The following is a 17,661-nucleotide window of genomic DNA, read 5'->3' as shown; positions in this document are numbered from 1 at the left end:
CTTACGTCTTCCGAACCGAAGACGCAAATATTATGGACTTGATTGGAGGAGCCTAAAAAGAGATGCGAAATAAATCAAGAGGCTTTCCGAACATGAACAACAATAAATTTGAAGGCGAGCCCCGGGCCAAAGATGATTTTGCTTCAAAGCGCCCTGACGGAAGCACAAATACTCATCCTCAAGAAAGAATGAGGGCTTCCGGCAAACGCTAAACTTTTCTGGGATGGAGTGATTTCTGTTGTGTGCAAATCGCAAACCGTATACAAACGATTTTAACCAGATGAAAACGCAAAACTATCCGCAGCCATGGGCAAACACAAAGCATGCGCGCGCACAGGTGAACGGAGAAACGCAGCAGACTCAGGACCTCATCATTCTCCAGCGCAACACGCGCATCCGGACAAGATAGCAGTTATGAAAAGGGTTTAGGCTTTTTGTCTTAGCCCTTTTCTTTTAATAAAGAAATTGGCAGAGCCTCTTCATGATCCGGTGACGAAAGACGGTATCCCCAGGCGAATACGCCGTTTAAATAGCGGATATGGAAATCGTCGCCCCCATCTTCGATTTCGTATACGTTGCCGGCTTTAAAATCGGCCGGATCAAGAAGGTAGGCTTTCGCCATCGCGATTTTCCGTTCGTGAACGGCCAGTTCATTCACAATCCCCATTTGTTCTGCTTTTCTTGCCTTTTCGGTCAGACCCGCAATTTCCTGGTGCAGTTCGTGTGCAGTCATTTCACTGTATCTTTTCTCCATCTTCTCATCCCTTTTCATCTAAAAATTGGTCAATCAAGTCAATTGAAAATCCTTTTCTAAACAGATACTGTTTGACCTTCATTTTCGTTTCGTATGATCCGTCATAACCGTACCTCTTCATTGCTTTTTCTCCTTGCTTCTCAAGCGCTTCTCTCTCAGCGCCATCGTCGTTTTCGTAATCGGTTTCCTGAAGCGCGGCCGAAATGACATCGAAGGAGAAACCCTTTCTGACAAGGTGCTGTTCGATGGCCTGCTTCGTCTCTTTGGAGGACAGCTTTTTTTCTTTTTTCAGTACTTTTTCCGCATGCTTGACCGCGGCCTCGACCTGATCGGAAAACGAAAACGAACTGAGCGCTTCATGAATCAGTTCATCATCGATCCCTTTCAATTTAAGCTCTCTGAATAAGACATCAGGGCCTTTGCCGCTCGTTTTTCTGTGGGTGCTGACATATGCAGCCGCAAATTCGCGGTCGTCCAAATATTTATAACCTTTAAGCATATGCAGAATTTCTGTGATCGCGGAGTCTGCGACGCCTTTTTTCTTAAGATGGTCTTGAACTTCCTTTGTCGAGCGCATCCGGTATGACAAATAATCGAGCGCTTTTTTGAACCCTTTTTTAACGTCGTCTCCGTATTGAATCTCAATGATATCAAGCTCATCAAGCTCTTTGCCTTTTCGCAGGTCAAACTTGACGAGCACGTCCAGGTCGACGCTGAACGCATATTTTTCATCCAGAAAAATATTGACCCGCTCTTCATTGTTTTTCTGGGCAGAAATCTTTGTAATATATGGCATAAATAACTCCCTTCTTTTGTTTTCTTCTTTTACAATAAGGTTAATGATCATGAAAGGGAGGAATCATGATGAAGATTGCGATTGCCGGGGGGACAGGTTTTATCGGCAGACATTTGACAAACGCCTTAACCGCCCGGGGACATCACGTCTATATTTTAACAAGAAAACCGGCCGAAACCGAACAAAAAAACACTTCTTTCGTTCTCTGGCAAAAAAACGGCGCCCGTCCTGAAAAAGATCTGACCGATATCGATGTTTGGATCAATTTAGCCGGAAAATCGCTTTTCGGCCGTTGGAATGAAAAAACGAAGGCGGAGATCGCGACAAGCCGCCTCCGCTCTGTGGAGGAGTCGGCCCGCATCATACAAAGTCTTCAGAAGAAGCCGAACACCCTCATTCAGGCGAGCGCAGTCGGAATTTACGGAACCAGTCTTGAACAGACATTCACGGAGGAATCTCCAGTTTCGGCTGAGGATTTTTTAAGCAGAACGACAGCTTTGTGGGAACAGGCAGCCGAACCAATCGAAGCGCTTGGCATCCGCACCGTCTGGATGCGTTTTGGCCTTGTGCTTGGAAAAGACGGAGGCGCGCTCCCGAAAATGGCGCTCCCCTATCAATTGTTTGCAGGCGGACGCATCGGCTCGGGGCGGCAATGGGTGCCATGGATTCATATCGAAGACGCCGTCGGCATGATTTTATCTGCGATTGAACAGACGCTGATGTCCGGCCCCGTCAATGTCACGGCACCGAATCCCGTTCAGATGGATACATTCGGGCAAACCGTCGCGAAAGTAGAAAAACGCCCACACTGGCTCCCGGTTCCCGAATTTGCGATAAAAGGCGTACTTGGAGAAATGAGCATGCTCGTGCTGAAAGGACAGCGCGTCCTCCCGAAAAAAGCGCTTCAGAACGGCTATCATTTCTTATATCCCGATCTGGAAGATGCCCTGCACAACCTTCTGGCATAAAAGGCGTTTTCCGGCAAAATCCTTGTAGCTTTTCCTTTCCCAGCTGCGTAAAATGTAAGTATCTTTTTAGCAGCATACACGTACAGGGAAGGCAAATGGTGCGCCACCAGATCTCTGGTTTTAGTGGGTTCGATTCCCACCCCGAATTTTTTAATGGATGTGCAAGATACGCGGACAACTGCTTCCGCTAATTAAAAAATTCCGAGGGTGGATTCACGCGTCCCGTTCTGCTGTAAAAGCCGCCCTCAAACTAAGGAGGGGCTGCCATGCTGAAGAAACGGGAACTGACCGACTGCTATGCACTTTTTGAACTGATGATTCATCCGGATGTCTTCCCTTTTGTCAGAAATAAAGCGGAGACGATTGAAGAGTATATGTTTCATGTCAAAAACATGATTGAAGAGGAAGAACAGGGAAAGCTGATATCGCGAACAATACTTGATGAATGGGAAAACCCGATCGGCTGCATCAGCTTGTATGAAATCGAAGAGCAAAAAGGCTTCCTCGGCACATGGCTCGGCAAGCCTTACCATGGAAAAGGCTATAACCAGCGGGCGAAAGACGCGTTTTTTTGCGAGCTTTTTTATGAAAAGCAAATTGAAGCCGTTTTTATGAAAATCAGAAAAACAAATATGCGCTCCCTCAAAGCCGCGGAAAAGCTCCCATATGCCGTCAAGACTGATCTTGACTGGGCCGGCAGCGATACATTTCACCTGTATGAAATCCCGAAAGATTTGTACACGCTGTACAGCATGAGAACATTCGAGGAGGAAAACAGCCGGTTAAAAGAAGCTTAAAACTTGTATAAATGCCGCGGAAACGGACAGCCTGTGAATAACTTAGGTTTTTAGGAGGCTTAAAAGATGGCTGACAAGAAAAAACGCGAACGTTTTAAATCCACTCTGAACAAGACGCAGGAAGTCAGATATTCGCGCGAATTTAAAATGGCAGAGCGCGCCGCAAGGGAAAAATCGTAATGCATAGCGGGAGCCTGATCAGCGAACAATAAGGCTTGACCGGCCGATTATTGATGAGGAGTGATCATATGGGCAGAAATGCAATCCACAAAAACCGGGATAAAAACAAGCAAAAACTCCCTCAAGTTCCTGATCAGTATAAGCGAGAAGCTGACGGAGTGTATGAGGAATATTCAGCAGAACTCGCCGATCAGGATGACCGCGAAGCACAAGCCCGCATGCAGGCAGCTGATAAGCGCGCGAAAAAGCGGCAGTCAAAATAATAATCGAGGCCCGGGATTCGACGTTCCGGGCCTCATTCTTTAAGTTAATTCGGTAAAAAGCTGTGCGGCCGGCGTCCTGTGCTTCGCTTCAGGAATTTCCGCAGGATATCCGATCTGCAAGAGAGCTGCTACCTGCTCATCGCGCTTCAGTCCCATTAACCTGTGCAGTGTTTCATGAGAGAGAACTTCCCCGCTTTTCCATACCATGCCGATGCCTTTTTCCCAAGCGAGCAGCTGCAGATTTTGGATTAAACAGCTGACGGCTGCAAAATCATCCCGTCTGACCCGTTCGTTTTCGTCTTCTTTCATAATAACGAAGAGAAAAGCCGGAACGCTGAGAATATGCTCCCTGAACTTATTGATTTGTTCTTCCTGCATATTCGGCTTGAGCTCTTTAAACGCCGCTTTTAAATTGTCGGCATGCTTCTTTTTCCCGTTTTCCGTCCCGATATAAATGAATCGCCACGGTTCTGTCAGCTTGTGGTTCGGAGCATAAATCGCATCTTCCAAGAGTTCCAGCACCACTTCCTTCGGCACCGGATCCTGTTTAAACTTTCGAATCGTTCTTCTATTTCTGACGCAATCGCGAATACTTTGGATTTCTAGCGTGTCGTTCATGTGGCCGCCCCCTTAATGAAAATGATTATCATTGTTGATTATAATGTTAACTGCTGGCGTTTGCAATGATCTCCACTCGCTAAAAAAGGCGGTGTTTGTTTACACTTCAAAGCTTTGCTTTTCAGCAAATACAGCGGTTCCTGTCATGCGCACTTTCATGATGCCGTTTTGTTCCGCAACTTCGATTTTCACTTTTCCGTCTTTCCCCATTTCCTGGCCCTGTTCGATCTGAAAATCAGTCTGGCCCTCTTCACAGAATTCCTTTCCGAACGTTTTCATATAAGCGCCCATCACTCCTGATGCCGTTCCTGTGACAGGATCTTCGCTCGTTCCGGAATAAGGCGATGAAAAATGCCTGCCGTGAAGCTGGCAATCCCGATGGATCGTCTCCAGGCAAAACGGGTGGACAGATGCTCGCGGCATCTCGGTTAAAACGTTCGGAAATTCAGCTTGAACGGGCTTCATCCTGCGGATTGCGGCCAAATCTCTCACCGGCACAAGCAATGTCCATATACCTGTGCTTCCATAAACAACGGGCAATGCTTCATGAAAGTCCGCTTCGCTGATCCCCAGCGCTTCCGCCAATTGGCTTCTGCTTCCTGTGAAAGACTGAAAACACGGGGGCGCCTGCTCCAGCGTCACCAAAAAACGCCGATTGCCGTCTGAGGCGGTATACACAGAAAGGACGCCCGCTTTTGTTTCGACCTTCAGCTCCGCGCCAGCTTCAATCGCGCCTTTTTCCAAAAGCGCATAAAGAGAAGCAACAGTCGCATGTCCGCATAAATTCATTTCATGGCCCGGCGTAAAGTAGCGGATCCTTATGTCGGCCGACTCGCTCGGCAGCAGGAAAGCCGTTTCATTATAGCCTGCCTGTTCAGCGATCTTCTGCATCTCCCAATCGGTCAACCCGTCTGCTTCAAGCACGATGCCCGCCGGATTTCCTTGACCCGCAGTCTTTGAAAATGCGTCATATCTTAATACTTCAATTGGCTTCATTTTGATCCCCCATTTGTCGATTCGATCCTTCCCTTCCAATCATTTGCAGTATACCGCCTTTTGAGTGCTTCTTACAATGGCAATATAAAAAAAAGGCCGTTTTAATAAACGGCCTCATTTCGTTCTCCTTCCGATCAGCCTTGTCACAAGGATCATCGTTACCGGGAGAGATCGGTTTTTCCGATAGGCTAAATATTTCCCCCGCCAAACCGGCTTATATTTTTCTTTAAAAGACCGCAGTCCGCTGAAACTGTACATGTAGCTGACATTGTTGAAAATCACGGCGGCCAGCCGCTCCGTCCAGAATGACTGAAACGTTGTCCCTACATTCGATAAAGGGGCCATTCCCATATTGAAGGCCGTGTAGCCCTGTTCTTTTCCCCATTGAAATAAATAGATGAACAGCGCATCCATGATTCCTTTCGGCGCCTTTTTCGAATAGCGCATCAGATCGATGGATATTTCCCCTTCGCGGTACATCGGCATGATATTCATAAACGCGACGATCTCGCCTTCTTCGCTTTTTAAAACGGCAATTGGCGCCTTTTGCAAATAATCTTCTTGAAAAAACCCGAGCGAAAAGCCTTTTTCTTTTTTGCGGCCGAGCCATTCATCAGACACCTGCCTCAGCTCGTTGAGGAATTCTCTCGAAAACGGCGGCTGTTCGACATGGAACGTATACCCTTCCCGTTCAAAACGGTTGTAGATCGCCCTTAGTCCGGCCCGCTTTTTTCCGCTGATTGTAAAGGTGTCAAGGTCGACAATCGCCTCTTCTCCAAGCTTGAAAAAGCGGTATCCGAAGTCATGATAGAGCGCCATGTCTTCGCGTTCGATCTGATAGAAAATGACAAGATACCCTTTTTGGTCAGCCGCATGAAGGAATTCTTTGATCACGAGCGGAAACGAGTCTTCCCGGCCGGACGGGTCGCCGAGCACAACGAGGCGCTGGCCGACTTTGGCGAATTGAATCAGCGCATTCCCGTCGCTTGAATAAAAAAACCGCTTGTCCCCTAAAAAGCCTAAATGGCTCAAAGCGTTGCCGCCTTTTTCTTCTAAGAATGCCTCCAGTTTCTCCGGATCAGGCTCTTCACCGATCTCTTTCGTTTTCCTGTTAAACGCCCAGATGAAAACAGCGAAATACAGCGGAACGAAAAATAACGCAAAAAACGTCGCGAAGTCGACATGGCGTTCACTGTGAATGAAATAATCTTTCACAAGAAGATGGCCGAGCGCCTCCCAAATGTGTGAAGCGATAATATTGTAATTCAATAAAGTAAAGAGGAAGATAAAAGCTCCCCATGCGATTTGCCCGAATGTGTAGACAGCCCGCTCCCTTGTAAACTGCCCCCTCAGCAATACAAACAGGGCAAACACCACAGGAATCATGAAGACGGCGCTAATATTAAAGCCTTTAAAAAGCGTGAACAGAAAGGCAAGCGCCAAAGCGGTCAGCGTCATATAATAAGATCTCTTTGTCCTCCGATAAAGTTCAAGCGGCAGAATCAGCAAAATCAAGCCGAAACTGAGGGACAAACCGTTAAAAAACACCAGCATGAACTTCGAAATATTCGGTATCAATGTAATCCTGTCAATCGGCAGCGCCACAGATGCGATCACAATCGCTCCGCTGCAAAATGCGATGACTGAAAGCGAACCGTTCAGCAGTCTGAATAGGAGCGCTCTGTGTAAAATCAACAGAATATTGGTCGTTTCTATTGCCGGGGCAATAATCGGTTTTTCTTCGAGCCTCTTCATCGTATTTCCAGTCAAATCGGCTGCTGCAAAAATAAGACCGAACACAAAAGGGATAAACGAATAGGCGATCCGGTAGAGCACAATCGCCGTCAGAGTGATTTCCTGATCAACCCCCAGCTGGCTCATTCCGACCAAAAAAAGCAGGTCGAACGAACCGAATCCGCCGGGAACGAGACTGATCATTCCGGCCACCGAAGCAATCGTAAAAACGCCGATGACGGTTTTTAAGTCCAATTCGACGCCCATCGTTGCAAGGGAATAATACATGACCGCTGCTGCGGCAACCCACTCGATCACCGATGCACCCAGATAAGAAAAGAAGACCGAAAGCCGCATGCCCTTTTCGGCTCCTCTGCTTCTCTTCTTTTTGATCATTAAAATGACGGCCGCACCGGGAGCGATCATCGCCGTACCGGCAACAGCCAGCAGCACCCACGTTTTTTCTGTAAACAGATCCCCGGCAGGCAGAATTCCGGCAAGGACGAGAAGGCTGAGGACAGACAGCCCGAGAAGAACCGAAGACGCAAGCCAAGCGATCCCCCTGATCAGCTTCTTCACATCATCAACATGCTCTTTGTAAAGGATCGTTCTCAATCCTGCACCGGACAATCCGCCGAACCCGAGAACATTGTTAAGTGAGTTGGCGATCCATGATACTTTGATCGTTTTCCATTTCGAAACCTTCATTCCGAGGGAGCGGACCAGAACAAAATCGTATAATGTCATCGCCAAAATGGCGGCAAGTCCGAGAAAAACAAGGATGAATAGGTCAATCCGATTAATTTGATCGATAATCAAAAATGTTTCTTTAAAAGACAGCCCGGCCAGTTCTTTTTTCGCTTGAAAAAAGACAAACAAAAGAACAGCCGCCGGAATCACGATCCTTAAAATCGCCAGCGCATTTTTTTTCATGAAAAACCACTTCTCTCTAATCTAATCGCAAGATAAATCCATCACGTTTTGGGTGATAACTCATATATCTTACCTTAATTTACCGGCTAGAAAAAGCAATAACCAACGATTCCGCTGTTATGTTATTGTTAACAATCCCCTCTGAAAACAAACGGCAAACAAAAAACGCGCCCGCGGCGCGTTTTTTTCAATTCCAGCCCATTCTTTTTCGATGCGCTTTAATATGGGCAATATGGTGTTGTGAGTGCCACACATAGAGAGCAAGCGCTTGATACAGCTTCATCTCCTCACCTGTGCCAGGATAAATGTACGCTTTTTCAAAATCCGCTTCTGTCAAAGATTCAAAAAAGAGCAGCCCAGCGCAGATGCAGCGTGTCTAAAAGCGCCAGCGACAAATCCGGATCCAGCGTTCTGGCATCGGTAAGCCCGGCCCAATTCTGTTCGTCAAACGTGCGGATCAAAGGCGTCTCTTCTGTCAGCGCCAATTTGCTTCGAATATAGCCGTTCATATGGCTGTCGGCAAGATGGTGAACGACTTGGCGGACAGCCCAGCCTCCGGTCCGGTACGGCGTATCAAGCTGTTCTTCATTTAGTTCCGCCGCCGCGCTTCTCAGGAGATGCGGCGCTTGCTTCAGATCCCCGATCCATTTTTCCAGTTCCCTTTCGTCCGCTTCAAGCGGTTTGGAAAAGGTGCCGATCGGATATTTCAACTGATCCATTGTCTGTTCCTCCCTTAGTCGCAATACACTTCATCATGCTTTTCAAAAAGATATTCGATCTGTTCATAGGTATTCCTTGCTGCCGATAATTCAGGCAGATTCTCCAATGAGAAAAAACCAAGGTTTTGTGTTTCAGTCCCCGCTTCCGCCTTGCCTCCGACAATTTGACAGGAGATAAACAGCTTATAGATGTGGAAGGCGGAAGGGGGGTGGTTGTGGCGCTTTTTATCCATGACCGCCAGAAGTTTATGCGCCTTGACTTTCAAACCTGTCTCTTCAAGCGTTTCTTTAACCGCGATTTCTTTCGGCGTAAAGCCGATGTCTGCCCATCCGCCTGGCAGCGCCCATTTGCCGTCTGCTTTTTCCTGGACAAGGAGGAGCTTATGATCTTTAAAAATTACGGCTCTCACATCGACTTTAGGCGTTTGATAGCCCGATTCCCCGGCAAAAAGCTCTTTCACTTTAGAGAAGTCCGTTTCCGTATAATCGGCGATGATTTCGCAGCTCAGCTCGCGAAGCTGCTCAAAACGTTCACGATCAAAGTCATCTTTTGTATAGGCAAGCCCCGCCTGGGCGATAGCTTGAATTTCCTTTGCCCAATCCAGCCACTTCATCTCCTTTGTCATTTGCTGATCCCCCGATCTGCAGGAGCTATAGACCGGTAGACACGGTCAAGCCATTGCGTGCGTTTTTCTTCAGAGCTGTCTTTCACGCCGGCAAACAGCAGGCGCTTTACCCGCCGTACGCCGCAAAACTTCAACATCACATCTTTAACCGTCACCCAGTCGGCATCCCGCTGCCAAAACCGCAAATACCAAGACGGAGCGTCAGCCGTGTAGTAAACTGATGCCGTGCGCGCCTTCAGCAGGCCTTTTGGCAGCTTTCCTTGATATGTATAGGCTTCTCCGGCGGCAAAAACGCGGTCAATAAAGCCTTTCATGATCGCTGGCATTCCGCCCCACCAAAGCGGATAAATGAAAATCAGATGGTCGGCGTTTTTGACAATTCTTCGATATTCGGCAGTTTCCGGATCGCGATTCATATCTGAGCGCCTTTTCTTTTCATCAAATAATAGAACGGGATCAAACCGGTCTCTATACAAATCAATGACGTCATAAAAATGCTTACCGTCCTCAAGCGCCTTTATGACTTGATTTAAAATGGCTCCGTTGAAACTGTTTGGATTTGGGTGTGCATATATAACGGCAGTCTGCATATCGCTTCCTCCTTTTCGTCCTATGATGGAATTATATTGTTTATTTTGCAGAATTTAAAGAAAATGAACTTGGAGCGAATACGATGAAAAACCCTTTCCTTTTCAAAAAAATGGAAAGGGTTTTCTGTTTAGTTTGCTTTTTTCAGATCTTCATTCAGTTCTTTCATGATCTTTCCGCCGCCATGCTTCTCCCATTTCAGGACTGCCTGGTCAAAGCTTTTTCATTGATTTCCCCGAGAATAAATTGAAATGTGGCGTCATCAATGATTTTCTTCAATTCTGTTCCCCTGTCCATCTGTGCGGCAGAATACAGCGGTTCGGCCGGATTCTGGACTGCGATTGCCCGGTTGTCCTCCTCAAGCTTTTCATTTTTGGCGCGGAGCGGATCTTCAGCGCTTTTTAAAGCTTGTTTATTGACGCCAATCAGCTGGTTTAACGGCTGAATTTCCGCTTCCCACAGATGGTAGTTTTCCTGCTTTCGAAAATAGCCGCTCCCCCCTTTCTTTTCATAGTGTACGCCTTCTATTCCATACAACATCAAATTGTTGAGGTCTTCTTCAGCGATTCTGTCAAAAAATGCGAGGATTTTTCTGACCTCTTTTTCAGTCTTGACGCTTGATTTCGAAATGGCGAACATCCCGCCATGCCCGCCGAGCGCCCATGTGCGCTCCTTGCCGTCGGGGCCCTTGATCCGGTTTGCGATATCAAGCTGAAAGCCGGGGTTCAAAGCGAGTCCCTGATCACGCAAGTTCATGGCATCGCTCATCGCGCCGATATAGATTCCCGCTTTCCCCTGAATCACTAAATCCTGCTGCTGCGTTTTGCTTGTCACCGCAAAGTCCCTGTTCATCAGGCCTTCTTCATAAAGCTTTTTCATGTATGCCATTGCGTCTTTATAGGCCTCATGCTTAAAATAGGGGAAGAGATTTCCGTCTTCGTCCGTTCCCCATTCGTTCGGCGCGCCAAAGTACGAAGCCAGGGTTTTAAACGCTCCGAAGGTGAGATCATTGCGGTCGGCGAGACCGAACGTGTCGTCTTTTCCGTTTTGATCGGGGTCCTGTTCTGTAAATGCTTTCGCTATTTTATAAAGGTCATCAACGGTTTCCGGCATTTCCAATCCGAGATTGTCGAGCCAGTCTTTCCGAATCACGACTCCCTGCCTGGCCATCGGCCTTTCTCTATAAATCCCGTAAACTTTGCCATCAACCGAAATATTTTTCAATATAGTTTTATCAAGTTTTCTTAAATTCGGATAGTCTTTGAAATACGGTCCGATTTCCCAGAACATTCCCGAGCGCAGCGCGCTGACAACCGCTGAATCTTCAAGATCAGGCAATGTCATTACTTTAGGCATGTTTCCGCTTGCAAGGGTTGTATTGATCCGCTCTTCTTTTGTTGAATCCGGAACCCAGATGAGCTTCAGCTTTGTATTCGTTTTGTCTTCAATGATGTCAAGCGCCTTCTCTTTCGGAGGCTGCGGTGTGTGGAGCGGTACGAGCCAATTGATTTCAAGCGCCCCGTCCTCTTCCGTTGATGCCTTTTGCTGAGTACAGCCCGCGGAAAAAACCAAGACCAAGATCAGGCAACATAACTTTTTCATACGATCCCTCCCGTTTGTTAAGAAAACGCTCTCAAGGAGGAATGCCCGACATGCTCCATCCTAAATATTTCATAGCCGAGCATTCTTTTTCGATTCAATATATGCAGAGAAAAGGATTTACCGAGATGAACGCGCCGCATGTTCATGAAGGCTATGAACTGTATTATCTGCTGAGCGGAGAACGCACGTATTTTATTAACCAAAGCGTCTATACCGCGGAAAAAGGCACGATGATCATCATCAATCCCCACGACCTCCACCGAACGTCAAGCACGGAAGTTCAAGAGTTCGAACGCATCCTGATTAATTTCTCGCACGATTTCATAGAACCATTGCTGAAGTGCAGCCATTATCGGCTTCTTCCGTTTCCGGAAAATCAAAACTTCATCGCATTTTCCCTGCGTGAACAGGCCGCAGTCGAACATATGCTGATGGAGATGAAAAAGGAGTGCAAGCTGAAAAAAGAAGGACACGAGGATGTCGTCAGGGCGCTGCTGTTTCAGCTGCTTTTCACCATTTACCGGAGCCTTGCGGGCGGCGGCCGCAATCAAACACGGCCGCTTCACCCGATGGATGAAAAAATCTCGGAAATCGCTTCATATATCAATTGCAGCTTTCAAGAAACGATGACGTTAGACGGATTGGCCGGACAATTTTATATCAGCCCATCCTATTTAAGCAGAGTGTTTAAAAAAGTGACCGGCTTTCATCTTCAGGAGTATATCCGGCACATCAGGATCCGCGAAGCGAAAAAACGGCTTCGTGATACAGACGAGAAAATATTGGACATCGCTGCGGATACCGGTTTTAAGCATATCAGCCATTTCAATAAAGTGTTTAAAGAGATCGTCGGCATCCCGCCGCTTCAATACAGGAAAAAAAGCAGAGACATTTAATATGCAATATAGCGGAACCAGTCAAAATCAGCGGCAGCCTTTCTGCCGCTTCCGCCGTTATTGGCGAATATCCCGACCATCGTTCCCGTATGTCCCTTTGCGTCACGCGAACCCTCATCGCTTAAAAAACTGGCGTCCTCTGTACCGCCCGCGTGGTGCCAATGCTTCCCTTCATAACTGTAGTAAAAATCCCTCTTTTGCTTATTGATGACAGCTTTCAGAAACAGCGGGCCGGCCTCGGCATGTTTTTTCCCCAGCGTTTTTTGGCAACCGGAGCGATTTTCCACGACCTTGATCTTCAATCCTTCTTCATAGATCAAGCAGCATTTCAAATAATTATTCGTGCTGTAGTAGCAGACGATCCCCGCTTGCTCTCCGGAGGCCGAAGGTGAAAAGTCGAGTTTCACGCCGGCGCTGTATAGGTGGTGCTTTTCCCTTCTGACGACCGTATTTTTTGCACGGATGTCATGTAAATCCCAATCACCTGTCCACAGCCTGAGATATCCCGGTCTCTCGATCAAAGACCAGCTGGAATGATCGGGATTCCTGACAAACTGCCAGTCAAGACCGAGCGTATCCTCGTCAAAATCGTCGAAATTCTTTTCATCCCATTTGACTTGGGGGAGGTTTGGAGCGCGCTGAACAAGACTCGGGCCCTTCAAGTTGTTGATGACAAACCAGCCGTCATCCGTCCATTCGACGGGATCCAAAGCGGTCTCCCTCCCAACCGTTGTATAGCTACCTTGATTGGGCCGTCCGCATAGATACACCGCCCACCATTCTCCATTCTGGGTTTCAACGAGCTTGCCGTGTCCTGCTCTTTGAATCGGAGCATCCGGGTCTGTCTGCGTTAAAATCGGATTATACGGGCAGGGCTCATAAGGACCGTACAAATGCGTTGAGCGGGCTGTCGTAATCGAGTGGGAATATCCGGTTCCTCCTTCTGCCAATATCGCGTAGTAATAACCGTCTTTTTTCAGCAAATGCGGCCCTTCAGGCGCCCTTCTCCCAGTCCCTTCCCATATCTGAACCGGCTCGCCGGAGATGTCTGTGCATTCTTCATTTAGAGGAAAGAGCGTGCAGGCAGGACTGAGCAGCATATAGTGTTTCCCGTCGCCGTCAACGAAGTGAGAAGGATCGATGCCGCTGCCTTCATCAATGAAAACGGGCTTTGAATAAGGCCCTTCGGGGCGGCTGGACTTGATCATAATCTGTCTGCGGATCAGCTTTCGGCCGTTGATGACAGTCGGTCCGTTCAGCCTGTGCGTCGCGAAGATGTAGAAGGTTCCGTTATGATACGAAATATCAGGCGCCCAAATGCCGTGCGAATCATTGATATCCGACAGGTCCAATCCTTCATTTTCCGTGATTCCGTGGCCGATGATCTTCCAATGGACTAAATCTTTAGAGTGGGAAATAACGATTGCCGGGAAATACTGGAACGTTGAGTTCACCATGTAATAATCTTCCCCGACTCTGATAATTGAAGGGTCCGGATGAAAACCGGTCAACACCGGGTTCGTATATGTGTGTTCACCGCTCATGGCATTCCCCTCCTGCCGGTTCGACACTGAACCATTCGATATCGCACCATCCGTCCTGTCCGTCTTCTCCGCCGGTATCGGCGCAATATACACCTGCTTTGGCACCCGTCCACAGTCCGGGAACAGCCTGAAACGAATTCCCAATCTGTGTGAAATGACGCCGGTCCATGCTGCAGCTGAAACGGCAGACCGCCTGTTCATCAACAGTCACGCGCAAATAGACCATTTCCGCATGTACGCCGCGCTCTTCTGTTTTGACATCTTCCTGATCACCTTCTATACGGCCTTCGTATACAGAAAGCCGATAACCGTTTTCTGATTTCGAGAAGCCGAGATAGGCGTATTCCCTTCCCATGACAGCCAAGCCGGCCATCATAGTTTCCGACAAGGCGTTTAGCGACAATTTGACCGTTGCTGTGAAGCTTGGCCCCGAAAATTTCTGCATCAGAAGGTTCGGCAGGCGGCTCAGTTTGAACGGATGAGCGATGCCGCGGCTGTATAAGCGAAGCCGGCCGGGACTGGCGCTGAGAGAGTACCATTCTTGCTTCGGATTCGCTTCCCATTGCCAATGAAGCGCAAGGCGGTCTGAAGAAGAAAAATCATCATTGCCATGATCAAAGGGCAGTTTCACTTCTTTGGCGCCCGTCTTCGGCTTTTCCCAATGCAAAACCGGTTCTCCGATCCCGTCGCCGTTTATGTCTTCACCCATCAGCGGCCAGCCGTCGAACCAGCGGACAGGTTGAAGTTGCACAACTCTGCCGAATGCTCCGCGATCTTGAAAGTGGATAAACCATGACTCTCCGGAATCAAGTTCAACCCAGCCTCCCTGGTGCGGACCGTTAATGACCGTATTTCCTTGGTGAAGGACAACCTTGTCTTCATAGGGACCGTAAATCTGCTTGCTCCGCAAAACCGTCTGCCAGCCTGTCTTCACCCCTCCCGCCGGAGCAAAGATATAATAATAGCCGTCTTTTTTATACAATTTCGGTCCTTCAATCGTAGGGTGGTTCAGCGTGCCGTCAAAGACGATTTCTCCATCGTCTTCCAAAGCCGTTCCGTCTTTTTTCATTCGGCAAAGATTCAGCTTGCTCTTGATCCCGATTCTGCTGTTTGCGTAAGCATGGATCAGATAGGCATTTCCATCGTCATCCCAAAATGGACAAGGATCAATCCAGCCCTTTGTCTTTTTGACCTGTATGAGAGGCTCCCATCCTTTAAACGGATCTGATGTTTTGCTCATGAAGATTCCTTCATCAGGCGTTGCGAAATACACCCAGAATTCTCCGTTATGGTATCGAATGCTCGGCGCCCACGCTCCTTTGCCATGAGCAGGGGCCTCATATTCGCCGAAGGGGAGCTCGTCAAACACATGGCTGATCAATGACCAGTTCACCAAATCTGTCGAGTGCAAAATGGGAATTCCGGGAAAACAGGAAAAACTTGAAGCCGCCATAAAAAAGTCGCTGCCTTTCCGAATGACATCCGGATCTGAGTAGTCCATGAAAAGAACGGGATTGCAAAACCGCCCGCCGTCAATGTTCGGATTCCAGACAGGCGGATGATGTTTCGCCTTGCCAGTCAGGCTTTTTGCCATCAACCTTCACCCCTCATTTCCAGATTTTCAAATTCATGTTAGCATAGCTGCTGCCCCTGAATCTTTGTTATTAATGTCTGTTTCTTCTCATTCTTTGCTTTTGTTGTCCTTTGATTGAATGGCATAAAAAAAGGCGAAACTGGAGTTTCGCCTTTTCAAACGGTCAATCTGATATCAATACCTGATGCCGGGTCTTTAACAAACCATGCGTTTTCTTCATGCTCAACGGCATAACCCGAGCTTTTCAGTTTTTTTGCAATTCGGTCAAGTTCCGCTCGATTCGGTAAAAGAACCGTGTAATACGCCATGCCTGCCGCATCAAGCGGGGCAAATGGCGCATGCTGTCCGGCCCAGATGTTTAAGCCGATATGATGATGGTAGCCTCCGGCAGAGACAAAAAGCGCTGACATGTGTTGATAATCTCCTGTGATATCAAATCCCAGTACAGAGTGGTAAAATTCTTTCGCCTGCTTCAAATCCCGGACGTGAAAATGGACGTGTCCGATTTTTGTTTCCGGGGGAAGACCTTGCCATTCGTGGCCATCGGCTTCTTCCAGAAGTCCTTGGACATCAACCGGCTCCGTACCCATCACGTAGTTCCCCTGCTCATCGCGCTTCCATCCCTCTCGCGGACGGTCGCGGTAGATTTCGATTCCATTTTGATCAGGATCTGACAAGTAAAACGCCTCGCTGACAAGGTGATCTCCCTGGCCGAGTTCAATGCCGGCGCGGATCAAATGCTTCACAGCCATGCCGAGCTGCTTTCGGTTTGGAAGCAAAATGGCAAAATGATAAAGGCCTGCTGCCGATCGTTCAGGAAGAACAACAGCATTTGGAATCTCCTCAATGATCAAAAGCGGATTTTTTCCGTCAACTGTGAACTCCGCCGTTTTGCCGTCCTGTTTTAATACTTGAAAACCGATCACATCCCTGTAAAAAGAAACCGATCTTTCAAGACGGCTCACCTTCAGCTTGACATATCCGAGCTCAGTGCCCGGGTGGATTTGCTGCGTCATCTGTTTTTCCTTCTTTCCTTGATTTCAGGATCATTTCCCCAAGGGACAGCATGCTGCTTCCGCTCAAGGCCAAGTATACAGACATTGCAAGAAGCGTAACGTCAAATTCATAGCCTGCGCCTCCATCCGTTCCCATGAAACCGGCGGAGAGCTTAACAGTGAAAATGGCCCCCAGCATGACAATCGCAAATAAAAGGCCAATCACACGTGTACCGAGCCCGAGAATCATCAAAGCCCCTCCGGCCAATTCGATAATCGCTACGATATAGGCGAGAAAGCCCGGAATTCCGACACTGCTGAAGAATCCTACAGTATTTTCAATCCCGCCTTGAAATTTTGAAAGCCCGTGAAGCAAAAATGTAAGACCTGTAACCAAACGTAAAATTAATGCACCTAATTCGTATTTGTTGCTCATTATTTTCTCCTCTTGTTCAATTTTTATTTTAAAGACCAATGACGAACGCCAACTTTATCCATCTATCAACATATCCCCTTGAATAAGTCTGCAGTGTCCTCCTTTTTTCGTTCGTTACTTACTTTGTGTAAGTTAGTATATATAAATAACAAACTTACGTCAAGACATTTTATGAGCTTTGCTCATTCATTGATATACCGTTATAATAGACCTAGAGAGGTGAGGAACATGAGCCTATCATCTTTATGTCCGAAATTTGAAAAAGGAATGAAAATGATAAGTCAGCGCTGGAACGGATTCATCATTCACCAGCTTCTTAACGGCCCGCAGCGGTTTTGCCATATAGAATCTTCCCTTCCCATCAGCGGAAGGCTGTTATCCGAAAGATTAAAAGAACTCGAACACGAGGGCATCATCCACCGGCATGTGTATCCAGAAACTCCGGTGCGGATCGAATACTCCCTGACTGAAAAAGGGCAGGCGCTCGAACCGGTCCTTAAAGGAATGGAAAAATGGTCGCAGGAATGGATCGATCTGGACGAAGCCAATGAACGGGAAAATCATTAAAAAAGGCGTGCATCTCAGGTGCATCGCCTTTTTGTTTTGCTGATTAATTCCGCAT

19 protein-coding genes and 2 pseudogenes are annotated in these 17,661 nt (G+C 47.7%); 8 read left to right on the top strand and 13 right to left on the bottom strand.

Translation table 11 applies throughout. The annotated features are described in order from the left end of the window. Positions 1-62 precede the first annotated feature (62 nt). On the top strand, positions 63-212 hold the full coding sequence (locus tag TRNA_RS25870; protein WP_003179924.1) for a small, acid-soluble spore protein K: 150 nt from the start codon (positions 63-65) through the stop codon (positions 210-212). A 26-nt stretch (positions 213-238) separates the two neighbouring features. Then, complete coding sequence (locus tag TRNA_RS43140) at positions 239-409, top strand: YpzG family protein (RefSeq protein WP_003179922.1); 171 nt, start codon at positions 239-241, stop codon at positions 407-409. A gap of 30 nt (positions 410-439) precedes the next feature. Here TRNA_RS43140 and TRNA_RS25865 read toward each other — a convergent pair whose 3' ends face one another. Both TRNA_RS25865 and recX read right to left on the bottom strand, forming a co-directional pair. Next, a complete protein-coding gene (locus tag TRNA_RS25865; protein WP_003179919.1) occupies positions 440-754 on the bottom strand; it encodes a YfhH family protein in 315 nt (104 codons plus the stop codon). A gap of 4 nt (positions 755-758) precedes the next feature. Continuing rightward, positions 759-1,550 carry a recombination regulator RecX gene (gene recX, locus TRNA_RS25860; protein WP_003179917.1) on the bottom strand — a complete coding sequence of 264 codons (792 nt, stop codon included), beginning with the start codon at positions 1,548-1,550 and terminating at the stop codon, positions 759-761. 68 nt (positions 1,551-1,618) lie between these two features. Here recX and TRNA_RS25855 point away from each other — a divergent pair, with 68 nt between their 5' ends. The 4 genes from TRNA_RS25855 to TRNA_RS25845 all read left to right on the top strand — a co-directional run bounded on the left by TRNA_RS25855 (position 1,619) and on the right by TRNA_RS25845 (position 3,758). Then, entirely contained in the window at positions 1,619-2,518 is a 900-nt protein-coding gene (locus TRNA_RS25855) for a TIGR01777 family oxidoreductase (RefSeq protein WP_011197673.1), read from the top strand. A gap of 266 nt (positions 2,519-2,784) precedes the next feature. After that, positions 2,785-3,315 carry a GNAT family N-acetyltransferase gene (locus TRNA_RS25850; RefSeq protein WP_003179913.1) on the top strand — a complete coding sequence of 177 codons (531 nt, stop codon included), beginning with the start codon at positions 2,785-2,787 and terminating at the stop codon, positions 3,313-3,315. A gap of 66 nt (positions 3,316-3,381) precedes the next feature. Further along, positions 3,382-3,495, top strand: a complete 114-nt coding sequence (locus TRNA_RS43135) for a YfhE family protein (protein WP_003179911.1) — start codon at positions 3,382-3,384, stop codon at positions 3,493-3,495. Between the two features lie 68 nt (positions 3,496-3,563). After that, a complete protein-coding gene (locus TRNA_RS25845) occupies positions 3,564-3,758 on the top strand; it encodes a YfhD family protein (protein ID WP_003179908.1) in 195 nt (64 codons plus the stop codon). Between the two features lie 39 nt (positions 3,759-3,797). Here TRNA_RS25845 and TRNA_RS25840 read toward each other — a convergent pair whose 3' ends face one another. The 7 genes and pseudogenes from TRNA_RS25840 to TRNA_RS25810 all read right to left on the bottom strand — a co-directional run bounded on the left by TRNA_RS25840 (position 3,798) and on the right by TRNA_RS25810 (position 11,574). Next, complete coding sequence (locus tag TRNA_RS25840; protein WP_003179905.1) at positions 3,798-4,376, bottom strand: nitroreductase family protein; 579 nt, start codon at positions 4,374-4,376, stop codon at positions 3,798-3,800. A 99-nt stretch (positions 4,377-4,475) separates the two neighbouring features. Next, positions 4,476-5,372 carry a PhzF family phenazine biosynthesis isomerase gene (locus TRNA_RS25835; protein ID WP_003179904.1) on the bottom strand — a complete coding sequence of 299 codons (897 nt, stop codon included), beginning with the start codon at positions 5,370-5,372 and terminating at the stop codon, positions 4,476-4,478. A gap of 114 nt (positions 5,373-5,486) precedes the next feature. After that, a complete protein-coding gene (gene mprF, locus TRNA_RS25830) occupies positions 5,487-8,039 on the bottom strand; it encodes a bifunctional lysylphosphatidylglycerol flippase/synthetase MprF (RefSeq protein ID WP_003179900.1) in 2,553 nt (850 codons plus the stop codon). Positions 8,040-8,226: 187 nt separating this feature from the next. After that, positions 8,227-8,758: pseudogene (locus TRNA_RS25825) on the bottom strand (YfiT family bacillithiol transferase). Between the two features lie 14 nt (positions 8,759-8,772). Further along, entirely contained in the window at positions 8,773-9,384 is a 612-nt protein-coding gene (locus TRNA_RS25820) for an NUDIX hydrolase (RefSeq protein WP_009329023.1), read from the bottom strand. Next, complete coding sequence (locus TRNA_RS25815; protein WP_003179893.1) at positions 9,381-9,974, bottom strand: NAD(P)H-dependent oxidoreductase; 594 nt, start codon at positions 9,972-9,974, stop codon at positions 9,381-9,383. Before TRNA_RS25815 ends, TRNA_RS25820 begins: the two co-directional genes overlap by 4 nt. 128 nt (positions 9,975-10,102) lie before the next feature. After that, positions 10,103-11,574: pseudogene (locus tag TRNA_RS25810) on the bottom strand (extracellular solute-binding protein). Positions 11,575-11,624: 50 nt separating this feature from the next. On the opposite strand from TRNA_RS25810, the gene TRNA_RS25805 reads away from it, so the two are divergent. Further along, entirely contained in the window at positions 11,625-12,470 is an 846-nt protein-coding gene (locus TRNA_RS25805) for an AraC family transcriptional regulator (RefSeq protein WP_003179889.1), read from the top strand. Here TRNA_RS25805 and TRNA_RS25800 read toward each other — a convergent pair. The 4 genes from TRNA_RS25800 to TRNA_RS25785 all read right to left on the bottom strand — a co-directional run bounded on the left by TRNA_RS25800 (position 12,467) and on the right by TRNA_RS25785 (position 17,039). Beyond that, positions 12,467-14,014, bottom strand: a complete 1,548-nt coding sequence (locus TRNA_RS25800; RefSeq protein WP_011197672.1) for a glycoside hydrolase family 43 protein — start codon at positions 14,012-14,014, stop codon at positions 12,467-12,469. The genes TRNA_RS25805 and TRNA_RS25800 overlap by 4 nt on opposite strands. Next, the gene (locus TRNA_RS25795) at positions 14,004-15,608 is read right to left on the bottom strand and encodes a glycoside hydrolase family 43 protein (RefSeq protein ID WP_003179886.1); all 1,605 of its coding nucleotides are present in this window, start codon (positions 15,606-15,608) and stop codon (positions 14,004-14,006) included. Before TRNA_RS25795 ends, TRNA_RS25800 begins: the two co-directional genes overlap by 11 nt. Before the next feature lie 155 nt (positions 15,609-15,763). Further along, positions 15,764-16,624 (bottom strand): VOC family protein, encoded by an 861-nt coding sequence (locus tag TRNA_RS25790; RefSeq protein WP_011197671.1) that lies wholly within the window; start codon positions 16,622-16,624, stop codon positions 15,764-15,766. Further along, on the bottom strand, positions 16,596-17,039 hold the full coding sequence (locus tag TRNA_RS25785) for a DoxX family protein (protein WP_003179881.1): 444 nt from the start codon (positions 17,037-17,039) through the stop codon (positions 16,596-16,598). Before TRNA_RS25785 ends, TRNA_RS25790 begins: the two co-directional genes overlap by 29 nt. Before the next feature lie 228 nt (positions 17,040-17,267). On the opposite strand from TRNA_RS25785, the gene TRNA_RS25780 reads away from it, so the two are divergent. After that, the gene (locus TRNA_RS25780) at positions 17,268-17,606 is read left to right on the top strand and encodes a winged helix-turn-helix transcriptional regulator (RefSeq protein ID WP_003179879.1); all 339 of its coding nucleotides are present in this window, start codon (positions 17,268-17,270) and stop codon (positions 17,604-17,606) included. Positions 17,607-17,661: the final 55 nt, after the last annotated feature.

Origin of the sequence: Bacillus licheniformis DSM 13 = ATCC 14580 (assembly GCF_000011645.1) — a bacterium.
GTDB classification, from domain to species: domain Bacteria; phylum Bacillota; class Bacilli; order Bacillales; family Bacillaceae; genus Bacillus; species Bacillus licheniformis.
The sequence above is the reverse complement of the archived record's forward strand: the minus strand, read 5'-3'. Positions and strand labels throughout refer to the sequence as shown.

Coding starts and splice junctions, on each gene's coding strand:
- TRNA_RS25870 (WP_003179924.1), top strand. CDS start 63: ATGCGAAATAAATCAAGAGGCTTTCCGAACATGAACAACAATAAATTT.
- TRNA_RS25865 (WP_003179919.1), bottom strand. CDS start 754: ATGGAGAAAAGATACAGTGAAATGACTGCACACGAACTGCACCAGGAA.
- recX (WP_003179917.1), bottom strand. CDS start 1,550: ATGCCATATATTACAAAGATTTCTGCCCAGAAAAACAATGAAGAGCGG.
- TRNA_RS25855 (WP_011197673.1), top strand. CDS start 1,619: ATGAAGATTGCGATTGCCGGGGGGACAGGTTTTATCGGCAGACATTTG.
- TRNA_RS25850 (WP_003179913.1), top strand. CDS start 2,785: ATGCTGAAGAAACGGGAACTGACCGACTGCTATGCACTTTTTGAACTG.
- TRNA_RS43135 (WP_003179911.1), top strand. CDS start 3,382: ATGGCTGACAAGAAAAAACGCGAACGTTTTAAATCCACTCTGAACAAG.
- TRNA_RS25845 (WP_003179908.1), top strand. CDS start 3,564: ATGGGCAGAAATGCAATCCACAAAAACCGGGATAAAAACAAGCAAAAA.
- TRNA_RS25840 (WP_003179905.1), bottom strand. CDS start 4,376: ATGAACGACACGCTAGAAATCCAAAGTATTCGCGATTGCGTCAGAAAT.
- TRNA_RS25835 (WP_003179904.1), bottom strand. CDS start 5,372: ATGAAGCCAATTGAAGTATTAAGATATGACGCATTTTCAAAGACTGCG.
- mprF (WP_003179900.1), bottom strand. CDS start 8,039: ATGAAAAAAAATGCGCTGGCGATTTTAAGGATCGTGATTCCGGCGGCT.
- TRNA_RS25820 (WP_009329023.1), bottom strand. CDS start 9,384: ATGACAAAGGAGATGAAGTGGCTGGATTGGGCAAAGGAAATTCAAGCT.
- TRNA_RS25815 (WP_003179893.1), bottom strand. CDS start 9,974: ATGCAGACTGCCGTTATATATGCACACCCAAATCCAAACAGTTTCAAC.
- TRNA_RS25805 (WP_003179889.1), top strand. CDS start 11,625: ATGCTCCATCCTAAATATTTCATAGCCGAGCATTCTTTTTCGATTCAA.
- TRNA_RS25800 (WP_011197672.1), bottom strand. CDS start 14,014: ATGAGCGGTGAACACACATATACGAACCCGGTGTTGACCGGTTTTCAT.
- TRNA_RS25795 (WP_003179886.1), bottom strand. CDS start 15,608: ATGGCAAAAAGCCTGACTGGCAAGGCGAAACATCATCCGCCTGTCTGG.
- TRNA_RS25790 (WP_011197671.1), bottom strand. CDS start 16,624: ATGACGCAGCAAATCCACCCGGGCACTGAGCTCGGATATGTCAAGCTG.
- TRNA_RS25785 (WP_003179881.1), bottom strand. CDS start 17,039: ATGAGCAACAAATACGAATTAGGTGCATTAATTTTACGTTTGGTTACA.
- TRNA_RS25780 (WP_003179879.1), top strand. CDS start 17,268: ATGAGCCTATCATCTTTATGTCCGAAATTTGAAAAAGGAATGAAAATG.